Source organism: Bacillus sp. F19 (genome assembly GCA_023823795.1).
Taxonomy (GTDB): domain Bacteria; phylum Bacillota; class Bacilli; order Bacillales; family Bacillaceae; genus Bacillus_P.
The window spans coordinates 2,430,774-2,444,172 of sequence record CP085710.1; the positions used below are offsets into that span (position 1 = coordinate 2,430,774).

The 13,399-nt window shown below is 41.0% G+C and carries 10 protein-coding genes and 1 pseudogene; 7 read left to right on the plus strand and 4 right to left on the minus strand.

What is annotated here, in order from left to right; translation table 11 throughout:
- Positions 1–110 precede the first annotated feature (110 nt).
- From LIT25_12285 to LIT25_12300, 4 genes are all read left to right on the plus strand, one after another.
- Positions 111–3,554, plus strand: a complete 3,444-nt coding sequence (locus LIT25_12285) for a GH92 family glycosyl hydrolase (GenBank protein USK35988.1) — start codon at positions 111–113, stop codon at positions 3,552–3,554.
- Positions 3,555–3,577: 23 nt separating this feature from the next.
- A complete protein-coding gene (locus LIT25_12290; GenBank protein USK35989.1) occupies positions 3,578–3,715 on the plus strand; it encodes a hypothetical protein in 138 nt (45 codons plus the stop codon).
- Positions 3,716–3,750: 35 nt separating this feature from the next.
- Positions 3,751–4,017 carry a hypothetical protein gene (locus LIT25_12295; protein ID USK35990.1) on the plus strand — a complete coding sequence of 89 codons (267 nt, stop codon included), beginning with the start codon at positions 3,751–3,753 and terminating at the stop codon, positions 4,015–4,017.
- 136 nt (positions 4,018–4,153) lie between these two features.
- Entirely contained in the window at positions 4,154–5,011 is an 858-nt protein-coding gene (locus LIT25_12300) for an endonuclease/exonuclease/phosphatase family protein (protein USK35991.1), read from the plus strand.
- 424 nt (positions 5,012–5,435) lie between these two features.
- On the opposite strand, the gene LIT25_12305 is transcribed toward LIT25_12300, so the two are convergent.
- The 4 genes and pseudogenes from LIT25_12305 to LIT25_12320 all read right to left on the minus strand — a co-directional run bounded on the left by LIT25_12305 (position 5,436) and on the right by LIT25_12320 (position 9,128).
- Complete coding sequence (locus tag LIT25_12305) at positions 5,436–6,869, minus strand: IS4 family transposase (GenBank protein USK35992.1); 1,434 nt, start codon at positions 6,867–6,869, stop codon at positions 5,436–5,438.
- Between the two features lie 177 nt (positions 6,870–7,046).
- Entirely contained in the window at positions 7,047–7,592 is a 546-nt protein-coding gene (locus LIT25_12310) for a GNAT family N-acetyltransferase (protein ID USK35993.1), read from the minus strand.
- 496 nt (positions 7,593–8,088) lie between these two features.
- A pseudogene (locus tag LIT25_12315) lies at positions 8,089–8,175 on the minus strand (recombinase family protein).
- Positions 8,176–8,444: 269 nt separating this feature from the next.
- Complete coding sequence (locus tag LIT25_12320) at positions 8,445–9,128, minus strand: LuxR C-terminal-related transcriptional regulator (protein USK35994.1); 684 nt, start codon at positions 9,126–9,128, stop codon at positions 8,445–8,447.
- A 353-nt stretch (positions 9,129–9,481) separates the two neighbouring features.
- On the opposite strand from LIT25_12320, the gene LIT25_12325 reads away from it, so the two are divergent.
- The 3 genes from LIT25_12325 to LIT25_12335 are packed head-to-tail and all read left to right on the plus strand — an operon-like array spanning position 9,482 to position 13,327.
- Entirely contained in the window at positions 9,482–10,693 is a 1,212-nt protein-coding gene (locus LIT25_12325; protein ID USK35995.1) for an iron-containing alcohol dehydrogenase, read from the plus strand.
- A 28-nt stretch (positions 10,694–10,721) separates the two neighbouring features.
- The gene (locus tag LIT25_12330; protein USK35996.1) at positions 10,722–11,660 is read left to right on the plus strand and encodes an alpha/beta hydrolase; all 939 of its coding nucleotides are present in this window, start codon (positions 10,722–10,724) and stop codon (positions 11,658–11,660) included.
- A gap of 26 nt (positions 11,661–11,686) precedes the next feature.
- Positions 11,687–13,327, plus strand: coding sequence for an NAD(P)/FAD-dependent oxidoreductase (locus tag LIT25_12335; GenBank protein USK35997.1), 1,641 nt, complete (start codon positions 11,687–11,689; stop codon positions 13,325–13,327).
- Positions 13,328–13,399: the final 72 nt, after the last annotated feature.

A 13,399-nucleotide genomic window follows, 5' to 3' on the forward strand; every position in this document is an offset into this window, starting at 1 on the left:
CCAACAGTGACATTCCTGTCCATTTGGCAGAACACTCGTGCTTAAGTAAAAGATAGAACTATAGGTGAATAAAAGATTCATAATTAATGATATTGGGAGGACAGATTAAAATGGGAAAAAAGCTTTTATCCATGTTTATGATCGTATTGATTCTATTGACTATGATGGAACCATTATCGTCGGACTCCGTTATGGCAGTATCCGAATCCCATCCGCAGGAATCAAAGACAACGAATGTGGCTTTGAATGCGAAGGCGACAGCCAGCGGTCAATGTAATGAATATGAAAACCCTAGTTTTGCCGTGGATGGCAGAACCGATACGAAGTGGTGTGACAATTCTGGTACTCCTCAGAAATGGCTAGAGTTGGATTTGGGCAAAGAATACAACATTAACCAATGGGTTGTACAAAATGCTTGTATTGGTGAATCAAAAAATTGTCCTTACTGGAATACCAATTCATTTCGTTTGCAGATGAGTGAAGACGGAAAGACCTGGGAAGATATCGATGTTGTAAAGGATAACTATCAGACAATCGTTGACAGATACGTCCCTACGTTTAAAGCTCGTTATATTAGGCTCTATCTAGATAGACCTTCCACTCAAGACTCAAACGCTAGGATTTACGAGTTAGAATTGTATGGCACAGATGTAGAACAAACGCCTGTTTATCCGGAGATTAACAAAAAACCTGTAGATTATGTCGATCCATTTATCAACACATTAGGCGATAATGGCCAGACGAATCCTGGTCCAACAACGCCGTTCGGTCTAGTATCATTGGGACCGGATTCCGATGGTGGGGCATTTAGTGGATATTATTATCAAGATAAATATCTGAAAGGGTTTTCACACCTTCGATTCAGCGGTGTCGGCTGCAGCGGTGCAGGTGGAAATATCTTGATGAAGCCTGGGATCGGTTCGTTTACGAATGACAGCAAAAAATATAAAGAGAAGTACGACAAAAACAGTGAGGAAGCATCACCTGGCTATTATAAAGTGAAACTTGAATCCGACATTGAAGTGGAACTGACTGCTTCGAAGCGTGTAGGATTCCATAAATATAAGTTTCCTAAATCACAAGATGGGTATGTGCTAATTGATCTAGCAAACTCATATGCAGGGATGCTAGATGCTAGTCTTAAGGTTGAAAATAACAATGAAATATCAGGCTATATTACAGGAAAAAATGTATGTGGTCATGGCTACTATAAAATGTATTATTCTATTCAGTTTGATCAAGATTTCGACTCCTATCAGTCTTGGTCTGGCGATGCTGTCGGAGACGATGAGAGTCGCAGCGGCACAAAGATTGGGGTATTTGCAAAATTTGACACAAACAAAAATCAGGAGATAAAAGCAAAAGTTGGTCTTTCTCCAATTAGTGTAGAAGAGGCAAAATATGAAAGAGATCATGATATTCCGAATTGGAATTTTGACCAGCAACGGAGCAAAACGAGAAAAATTTGGAGTAAGCTTCTAAACAAGGTGGAAATCACCGACAACGATGAGGAAAACAAGACGATTTTCTATACGCAGCTGTATCACTCCTTCCTTCACCCAAATAATGTCACAAGCTCAAAAGGCGAGTTCCGAGCGGCAAGGGATGAGAATACGATTCGCAGCACCTCTGAGTTTGGCAAGGACTTTGAATATTACTCAGGCTGGACGACATGGGATGATTTTAGGAAATACTCCTTGTATTCAATACTTGCTCCTCAGGAGTTTGATAATATTGTGAAATCTATGGTGGATGTATATAAGACTAGGGGCTCCTATGTCCAGTGGGGGCAAGGGTACTGGCCAAGTCCGACTGTACGGAATGAATTTAACGGTGCGGTAATCCTTGATGCTTATACAAAAGGATTTGATGATTTCGACGCGTATACGGCTCTTCAAGGGATGGCTGTCGATACAGATCATTATGTTCCTAATAAAGTATCCGGAGCACTAGAGAAAGCATACAGTGCTTATTACCCGATGAAGCTAGCTTCTCTTCTTGGAGACAAGGCAACCTATTTGAAATACCGGGAAATTGCGTTGTCTTATCAGGATCTCTGGAACCCAACACAGAAGGATGACCAACAAAATGTACGAGGATTTTTTACGCCGAATGCAGAAACAGTTGCAAGCGTTTCAAAGATCAATGAATTTGCTTATCAAGGAAATCTGTGGCATTACCGATGGTTCGTTCCGCATGATGTCCAAGGTCTGGCCAAACTAAGGGGGAGCTCTGAAAAGTTAGCTGATGACCTAGAGTATTTCTTTGAAATTGATGAATATATGGCAATCAACGAACCGGATATTCAAGCGCCGTATATGTTTAATTATTTGGGCAAGCCTTATTTAACCCAGAAATATGTGAGAGAATACACGACGGAAGTAGTTACACAAAAGTACCATAACCATGGATTGTATGCTTTGCCGATCAAATCACGTGTATACCGTGCTGATCCAGAGGGGTATTTGCCTTCGATGGATGATGATGCCGGGGCAATGTCTTCCTGGTTCGTGTATAGCGCAATGGGGTTATTCCCTGGAAATCCCGGAGACCCTTACTATATGATCGGTTCGCCTATCTTCTCTGAAATGACATTGCATCTTGAGAAAGGGAAGTCATTTACGATAAAGGCAAACGATGTATCTAGTAAAAATCGCTATATTCAAGAGGCGAAGCTGAACGGGAAAAGCTTTGATCAGGCATGGATCAGCTACGAGGATATTATGAAAGGCGGAAAACTAGAATTCCAAATGGGCTCAACCCCGAACAAAGAATGGGGAGCTGATCCAAGTAAAACTCCTCCTGCTACGGATTTCACAAAAGAGGTCGATCTTAAATTAAACAGCATCACTGCGCCTGCTGACATAACAGGGTTGACAACCGGAACGGCGAAGACAGCGGACGCCCTTGGATTGCCAAAGACAGTAGACTTGGTTACCGATTCAGGCAGCTTGAATGGGGTGGCCAAGGTGACATGGAATGTAGATGCTTCAGACTATGATCCTACGGTAAAGACTGTACAGACCTTTACTGTAAATGGAACTGTAATTTTGCCAAATGGGGTGGAAAATCCCAATAACGTCCCTTTGACAACAAGCATTAAAGTAACGGTTAATGTTAATAAGATCCCTCAGTCTCAAATGACGGCAACGGCGACAAGTCAGGAAACGATTGGTGAAAATAATTCAGCATCCATGGCGATTGACGGAAATTCACAAACTTTTTGGCATACAAAGTGGGATAAATCTGATGTTCTCCCCCAATCGATCACCTTAAATCTTGGAGGAACTTACGCAATCGATAAGGTCGCGTATTTACCAAGGCCATCAGGCAGCAACGGAAATATTACAGGATATAACGTTTATGTAAGTACAGATGGAGTGACCTTTACTAAAGTTGCAAGCGGAACTTGGGCAAACGACAATGCGGAGAAAGTAGCAACTTTTGATCCGACAGAAGCATCGTATGTCAAGCTCGAAGCAACGGCGGGTACTGGCGGCTTTGCATCGGCCGCGGAGATTAGCGTCCTTGAAACAGTAACTGTAAAGAATTAGCTTCTAAAAAAGAATTTATTGTATTGAATTCTGAATTTGAAGATGAGATTGCAGGTGAATTTGCTAAAGGAGAGGTTCAGGTAAGAGTGAAGGCCGACGAGAACAAAAACCGCCTGGCAGGGAAAGTGCTTGTTTCAGATCAAGCTTATTCTTACGACTAACTATGGAACGTCTACGAGTTAGATGGGAAGGTAACATGAAGGTTAATGTGAGCGGTTCATTAACTGCCGACTATGACGGTTCTGCAGTAGTTGTTTATCAAATATTAAATGGTAATAAACCGTATCGACCATTCGTGATCAAGGAGGTCGAGAAATTTCGAGGCTGTGGAGATAGGAAGAAAGGGTTCAAGCCCTTTCTTTGTGAGAGACTCCAAATGTTCGGAAAGTTCCTTATCGATGTAAAGGCCGATGTTGTAAGATCTGTTCAGTGGGAGAAAGCGAAGAATGGAGTCAGATTTTAGCTGAGGATGTGCTACAAGTGAATCAAAAAATGGCATCTTCATAACCAAAATGTAATTGTTTTTTACATTAGTTAAATAAAACCTATATATTAACTCTGTACAATTATGCTTGAGATCTAAGAGAGGTGAGGATGAAATGAGAAAGGTATCGTTCATGTTGGCTGTTATGGTTTTAGTTGTGTCACTATCATCTTTAGTCGGGAATGCTTTTGCCGAAGAGCAGGAATTCCCGCGCGGAAAATCGGTTAATGTCAATGTTATGTCTTATAATATTCATCACGGCGAAGGGGTAGACGGCGTTTTGGATTTGGAACGAATTGCAAGTATCATTGAAGAGGGGGAAGCCGATATTGTTGGTCTGCAGGAAGTGGACAACCATTTTTCCGATCGCAGTGACTTTCAAGATCAGGCAAAATGGCTGGCAAACCGGCTTGGAATGTTTTATACATATGCCGCAAACCTTGACTACGAACCGTTAAATGAAGGTGAGCCACGTCGCCAGTATGGGACAGCCATTTTAAGCAAGTACCCAATTTTAAAATCTGAAAATCACCTGCTGCCTAAAATTGGAAATACAGAACAGCGAGGACTGTCGGAAGTGACCATCAACGTGAAAGGGAATCACCTTCATGCTTATAACACACATCTATCACATCTGACTTCAGCTGAACGTCAAATCCAAATGGAGGAAGTTATCCAGATTACTGGTGAATCAAAAGGGCCAAAAGTTATTATGGGTGATTTGAATGCGACACCTGAAAGTAACGAAATGAAGCTAATGTATTCCAATTATATTGATGCATTTGCAAATCAAAATGAGGCATACACTTTTCCTGCGGAAAACCCAACAAAAAGAATCGATTATATTTTTACCTCAAATAATATTGAAACAAATGGTGCCCGGGTGATTGACACTCTTGCATCAGATCATCTTCCATTGATGACTACGATTGTGCTGGATCGGGCTGAGCCTTTTAATAATGGAGAAAAGTAATTCGGGGTCCCTTCGCTTTTTGCGAGGGGCTTTTTTAAAACGTGCAATCTGTCAGGTTAAATAAGAAAAAATTTTCAATTTTACCCTAATTATTTAAATGGTAAAAAGGGTAAATGATTTTTAATTTTTTTTGCTAAATCAGCTAATAGAATCTAATGTGTTATTCAATTAAAGGGCACGATTGTGAAAGATCCTAACTAAATATTTAAACGACTTTAATGTTATATTTTTAGTTTACGGTGGATGAATTTGCTAGTCGAATTTTGCTTAGCGTATGTTTTTCGCGAAATGTTGGTGAGACCCCATCGCCATCAAGCTAAGGGTGCCAAGAGGGTACATATGAGTGTTATTTCTTTAAATTTCTACGACTATACTAAAGATATGCATAACAAATAAACCTATTAAATAGGTGCTTTAAAAAATATTATGCTACTTTGAAACTTTGAGCTAACGTACAATTATACACAACGCCTAAGATATCAAAGACTGTTTTCTTTTCGTACCGATGAGATTTTTGCCCATTTTTCTCTAAAAGATAAAACAAACGCAGCAAAACTTTTAATAATTCATGGATGTCCTTTTGTAATCCTTCATAAAACAACAGATAATAATTCTTTATCATATAGATGGATTTATATTCACTTAACTCTTTCTTTTTCTTATCCAAGAGTAACTGACGCATTTTAAACATCGTTGATGAACAGAGTAAAATACTAATGAGTTTTCCATATAAATGGCATTCTAAGCGTTTTTTCTTGATTTCTTTGCACTTGTCAATTTGAAAGAAAGATTTCCATGTTTTAAATAAAATTTCAATTTGCCAACGTAATGAATAGAGGTCATGGACATGTTCCGTTGGAACGTTTTCTGCAGAAAGATTTGTAATATATACGTTTATTCCACTTAACCGTTTACTCCGTTCTTTGTAGGTAATACCTTTCTTTTTTTCTCTTTTGGCTTGTTCTTTCAATCTTTTCTCTGTTTGTTCCTTTGTTAATCTGTGAACAATAACACGAGCTGGTAATTTTTGATACTGTCCAATGTATGCTTCTGAAATTTCCATTGTTTGACCAGGATGTAATTGATCCATGAGTTCTTCCATGTCCAATGGAATATAGAGTGTTCCTTTCTTCACGGTCCCATTTCGAAAATACTCTGGTTCATCATTCTTACGATAGATTCGAGAATTTAATTTCAAACGTGAGACATAGTAAGCTCCTTTATCATGGATCTTCTGTAAGTCATGTAAGTCGAAATAGCCTAAATCTCTTATGTACAAGTCTTTTGGTTGAATGGTTTGTAGGCTTGTTGAACCAAAGGTTTTATCATTTTCTCTTCCTTCTCCTACATAAACGTGCAGGAACTTTCCACTCAATAGGTCATACTCCAATTGAATTTTAACTCCTGCCGTATGGCTACTTCCACCTGAACCTTGATAATGTGAAGAAAACTTATCTGGAAGCTGAAATGTTGTAGAGTCTAGAATCCGAATACACTTAAATATCGCAGTATATTGATGAATCATTTCTTGTGTTGAATGGATTCTTTGAGTTAGAAGGTTAGCTAGAACTTGTTCAAAAAACTGTACTGCGGAAACATTAAATCGTTGATTAAGTCCTTCAGGACTGATAAGAACACCTGTAGATACTTCAAGACAGCTACATAATTGTGTGAGTGATGTACTTGCGACCTGTTGACTAAGCCATACACATAAAGCAACTAACTCCTGTGCTTGATATTTACTCTTTCGCTGAACGAATCCTTTTTCTTTGGCTAGGTGTTCTAGAACATGAGGAGACATATGTCGTTGTAATTCTTCAGCAATCAGCTGAAGTTCATCAAGAATCGAAAGATTCATAAAGAAACGCCATCCTTTCGTATAATTCTACAGAAAGGATAACGCCTTTTTTACTTTATAGATAGTGCAAAACCTTAGCTTTATAGCGTTGTAGCGATGCCTCATATAGCCGTTTAATAATTATTTCTGTTACCTTTATATATTTACATAATCTTCGTTATTGGGAGTGAAATGAGCTTACACATCCAAGCTGTTGATGATAGCTAATACTTGATGATCTGTCCATTTGCCATTAATCTTTACATTTTCTTTAGCTATACCTTCTTTTTTAAACCCTACTTTTTCTAATACACGAATAGATGCTATATTGTCAGGCATAGCTCCTGCTTCAATTCTATGTAGTTTTAATTCTCTAAAAGCAAAGTCTACAACAAGTTGAAGAGCTTCTGTTGTATAGCCCTTTGCATTATACTCCTTATCTAAAGTAAATCCCGTATAACAGCTTTGGACGTTTCCCCTAACAATTTGAGTTAATGAAATGTCTCCGATAAGTTTATCAGTTGCTTTTAAAAAGATTCCAAAAGCATATACTTGCCCTTCATCTGTCTTTTTTAATACCTGTTCAATGCGTATTTTTTGATGTTCTTCTGTATAAAAGGCTTCTGGGAGTAATGGGGAAACTCGTTGAAAAAATTCACGATTTCTAGTATGTAAGTTAGCTAACTCGCTGGCATCAGAAGTTTTGTAAAGTCGAAGATAAATTTGTTGTCCTAGTAGCTTCATAAAATCCCTCCAATCTCTTTTTACTATTTTATTCTAATTAGGCAAAAGTATGATGTATATCCTATTCAAGTCTTGTTCACATAACGCAACATTATCAGTAGTCAACAATGGATAGAATTTTCGTTTTGGGGGGATTTTGATTTTTTAGGTTGATGGGCATGTGGTGAGACCCCTGATAGGGATTATTTTTTATAGTCCGTAAACGAAGCCTTTTCTATAGCAACCATTTTTATAATGAGTGAGTATTAGTATGAATATCCTTGATGGTACAACTTCATTATTTGTTCCCTTCCCATTCTTAATCTCCTTGGATATAGGTCAAAAGAGGTTATTTTTAATGAGCGTAAAAGTGATTCCTTTTAGTTGTCTAAGCTAGTGAGGCGAAGAGAAATGATAAGGATCCCTTGAACCCCGTTCGCAAAAATACACTTTTGTGAACAGTTTTATTACCCATACAAAATGCAGTTTTCACCGTTCATTAAAATACGAAAAGACTTTTTTCACAACCATATTCAGTAAGTATAATAATTTGCCGATTTAAGTTTTGGTCAATAGTAGAGACACGTGCATATCCGATAATCATATGTAACCTCCAATATACTTGTATTTTTTAATTTTAATAGAGGTATCTTTATTGTAAAGGTTTTTTGGAATCTTTTTGGTGACTAGTCATTCAAGATTAACAAAAATGATTCTTAACTGGAGGATTACTTTGCGGTTCATAGCAGAAACCCTGTCACCAAGCCTATTTAAACGTAATTTTATAAGAATTGGCTGGTCTGTGCTACCGACAGGATTATTAAATCGTATTCTCTTTCGGGGAAGGAGAGTTTTGTAGTTGGTGAGGCATTTTTATTGTATGATCCCTCTCCGCAAAGCTTCGGCCACTCCCTGCACTCGATTGAGTCCCCCGAGTTTTCGAATGGCGGTTCGGACATAATCCTGGACGGTAAATTCGCTAATCCCAAGGGATACAGCCATTTCCTTCGTGCTTTCTCCCCAAGACATTTTCTGCAATACTTCAATTTCCCGCTTGCTAAGTCTTTTGGGGTCTCGGGAGTAGTCATCATCTCCAAATACTTGTCCTAAATGTTGCCCATATATATCTAGAGAGTGAAGAAGGATATCTCTAACGGTAAAGGAATCGGTACTCCCCATACAGGCATAGCCAACTACGTGTGAGCCATGGCTAAGGGGAACTACTAGAATTTCAGTTTTCATACCATTGGTGTATTTTTTCGGTAATTGGTGAATTAATTGAGAATCCACATGTTTTGGCTTTCTCTCTTGAATGGCCGAATAGATGGGCGGCATGTTTCTAACATCTTCTCGCCATTCCCTTAAGGAAGATACCCCATGTTTATCGATTCGCAAAATACCTTCACCGATTTTGCTTAAAGTCGAATAGAAATAGAGACCCACACGAGAAAATTGGAAAAGATCCATAAATCCCCGAACGGCAAGGATTTGCTTTTCATCAAGGGAACGAGCTGACTCAATGGATTGAATTTGCTTTTTTATGGCTGTACTAAGCATGGATTGATCTCCTCTATTTTATCTAAATATTCATATTATACATAATAATCATTTAATTATAAACCCTATAGCCCCTGTTATTAATAATTTAATTTCAGTGTAATATTACACTTTCTGTACAATTTTATTGATGACAATAAGGTAAAGGGTGAATCATCTATAAATAATCGAGGAGCGGAAGAGAAGCTTAATGGGGAAGTACCCCCTATTTTTAGGGGATATAACATTCGAAAAAATTAGCTTATTATCAATATTGTAAGCGGTTACGATGGTGAAAGCCATGAAAGTTTAGGAATGATAAAAGTCATTTTCTATTCGAATGAATTCATATTTTCAGAAAGCAGGTGGTGGAAATGATTAGTTCTTTTTCTGAATTTCATTTAAGAACATCCATATTCAGCGGAGCGGGGTCAAGAAGCTTACTTCCGCAGATGATTCAAGGGTTAGGCGGAAAGCGGGCCATCCTGTTTACGGATAAGGGATTAATCCAGGCAGGCGTTGCTGCCCAAATCATTGGACTGTTTAAAAGAATACAGGAGAACGTAGAGATTGTTGGTGTCTTTGATGAGATCGAACAGGATACCAAAGCGGAAAATGTCACCAAGGCTGTCCGGTTTTTCAAAAAGCATCAGGCGGACGCTTTGATTGCTCTTGGAGGTGGAAGTGTTCTCGATGCTGTAAAGGGCATCAAGTGGATGCTGCACAAAGGGTATGACGATACGGAGGAAGTTCTCCATACCAGTATCAGAGAATTTCCGCCGGTAGCCCAACCAATGGGCATCCCGCATGTGGCGATTCCTACCACAGCGGGAACGGGTGCAGAAGTATCGCCGATGGCTGTCATTTTTAATGAAAAACTCGGCTTGAAAGTAGTGCTTAGGACTCCGTTTCTCAATGCCGACATGGCTATCTTGGATCCCGAGTTGACAGTTGGATTGCCGCCGAAGATAACGGCCTTTACGGGATTTGATGCCTTGACGCATGCGGTAGAAGGTTATTTCTCAACAACAGCCACCCCGTTTACGGATTCTTATGCTCTGCATTCAATCCAGTTGATTGTAGAGAATCTGCCGATCGCAGTTAAGGAGGGATCTAATCTGGAAGCCAGGGCCAACATGCTGATTGCAAGTGCGATGGCAATTACTGCATTCGGCTTTGGTAACAATGGAGTTCCGGTGCATAACATGGCTCATATATTTGGGGCCAAGTTTAGAATTCCGCACGGCCTGGCCAATTCAGTGCTCCTGCCGAACATGATGGCTGCCCTGCCTTCCTTATATTTGCCGAAGATTAAGCGGTTTGCCGAAGCACTGGGAATTGTAAAACCGTCTTCTAATCCTCAAGAGTGCTTGACGGAGGTGATCGGATTAATCCGTGATCTGCGGCACCAAATCGGGCTGCCTGATACCTTTGCTGAATTTACCATCGACCCGGATTTACTTCAAAGCATTGTGGTTGAAGTGCAAAGTGATCCCGCCTCCGCTCGGTTTCTCATCCCGGCTGATGTGATCACCAAAGTGACGGACGAAGTTTCCGGACTTGCTTCAGGAAAGGCTAACTCATAACACCTTTAAAGGAGGGATTAGTCCAATCATGTTAGATCCTCAAGCGAAAGCATTCCTGGATCTGTTAGGGGAAAGGGAACCAACCTCTGCTCTGACACCTGGGCAAAACCGAGTCAGAGCGGCGGAACTGAGAAGACTGGCAGGTCCAGCAGAGCCGGTCGCCAAGGTAGAAGAGTACTTGATTCCCGTGAAAAATGGTGAAATCAAGGTGAGGGTGTATACACCAGAAGGGGAAGGGCTATTTCCAATTTTTATCTACCTTCATGGCGGAGGATGGGTTTTTGGAGATCTTGATAACGCAGACTCACCTTGCCGCAGTCTGGCTAATCAGGCAGAGTGTATTGTGGTGTCCGTAGATTATCGTCTGTCTCCCGAATATAAGTTCCCTACCCCCCTCGAAGATTGTTATGCAGCAGCAAGATGGGTGGCCGATCATGCGAGAGAGTGGAATGGAGATCCGACGAGAATCGCCATCGGTGGGGATAGTGCTGGTGGAAACCTGGCTGCTTCCGTCTCCCTGAAGACAAAAGATCAAGAGGGACTCACTTTTGTGGCACAAATTTTGATCTATCCGGTAACGGATTTCTCTTTTAGTACGTCATCGTACGAGACGAATGGGGAGGGATATTTCCTCACCCGTGATAGTATGGAATGGTTTATTCGTCAATATCTAAATGAAGAAGAAGACAAGCTTAACTTCTACGCAGCACCGCTGCAGGCCGAAGATCTAAGCAAACTTCCCCCGGCACTCGTCATTACGGCAGAGTATGACCCGCTTCGTGACGAGGGATTGGCCTATGCTAATCGGCTACGTCAAGCGAGTATTCAGGTAGAATACATCTGCTACGAAGGAATGATTCACGGATTCTTCTGGATGGCGGGAATTATGGATAAAGGCAAGCAGGCAATTGAACAAGTAGCACATCACTTGCATTCGGCTTTTCATAATAAGTACGATTTTTCATAATTGTAATTAATGGGGAGGAATAAAAAGTGACAAAAACGAGTCAAAGCATAAACTTGGATGCAGTCGTTGTCGGGGCAGGTTTTTCGGGGTTGTACATGCTATATCGATTACGAGAGGCCGGATTTTCCACCCGTGCTTTTGAGGCCGCATCTGATGTCGGGGGTGTATGGTATGCGAATCGTTATCCTGGAGCGCGATGCGACTCAGAGAGCATCATTTATAATTATACTTTCTCTGATGAGCTACTTCAGGAATGGACATGGACTTCTAGATTTCCAGAACAGGCTGAAATATTAAATTACCTTAATTACGTGGCAGATAAGTTTAACTTGCGCCGTGACATCCAATTCAATACACGCATTACGTCTGCTCATTACGACGAAGTCAATAATAGATGGAGGATCCAAACGGACGATGGCACCAGCTTGACTGCTAAGTACTTCATCACAGGTGTAGGCTGCCTCTCTGCCTCCAATATACCCAACTTTAAGGGCTTAGATAGTTTCGAGGGTGAGGCATACCACACCGGACACTGGCCACATGAAAAGGTAGGCTTCAGGGGGAAGCGTGTCGGTGTGATCGGTACGGGTTCAAGCGGTATCCAGGCTATCCCAGTCATTGCGGAAGAAGCAGGCCACCTTACTGTCTTTCAGCGGACCCCAGCGTACAGTACTCCAGCGAGAAACTATCGGTATGACCCCGAGTTCATACGTCAAACTAAAGCAAACTACAAAGAGATTAAGAGACAAATACGTTGGTCCAAAATGGGCTATCTTCATACGGTGATCAATGATAAATCAGCGCTGGAAGATACACCAGAAGAACGCCAGCGGGAATACGTAAAGGTCTGGGAGAGAGGGGGATTGGGATTTAGCCAAACTTACAATGACTTGTTGGTAAACGGAGAAGCCAACGAAACTGCTAGTGAATTTATCCGCTCTAAGATAGGTGAAATCGTAAAGGACCCAAAGGTGACCGAGAAGCTGAAGCCAACCCATTACTACTCCGCTAAACGGCCAGTCCTGGACACCAATTATTATGAGACGTTTAACCGTGAAAATGTCACCTTGGTAGATGTAAAGGCTGCACCAATTGTGGAGATCACGCCCAAGGGGCTTAGAACCTTGGAAGCGGAGTATGAACTGGATGTCATTGTTTTTGCTACTGGCTACGATGCGATGACAGGACCGTTGTTTAAGATCGATATCCGTGGTAAAGATGGGGTGGCACTAAAGGAGAAATGGGCTAACGGAACACTAACAAGGACGTACCTCGGTATCGCAAATGCCGGTTTTCCGAACATGTTTATGATTACAGGCCCAGAGAGTCCTTCCGTACTATCCAACGTGCCTGTATCTATTGAGCAGCATGTTGAATGGATTGGTGATTGTATCGAGTATCTTCGCGAGCATGAGGTGGAAACGATTGAGGCAAAGGTGGAGGCAGAAGAGGCTTGGAGTAAGCATTGCAAAGAGTTGGCTGAATCCACGCTCCTTACTAAGGTTGACTCTTGGTACACAGGCGCGAATATTAAAGATAAGCCACGTGGATTCCTCATTTATATCGGGGGTGTTGGGGAATACCGTAAGATATGTGACGAAGTCGCGGCTAAAGGCTACGAGGGATTTTCTTTAATATACACGCCCTCAAGCGAGACGGTTTCCTAAATGACTGTATTACGCAGATAAGGTGTACCTGAATGTGTCTATCGTATTTTGAATACCCGATCCTATCACGGA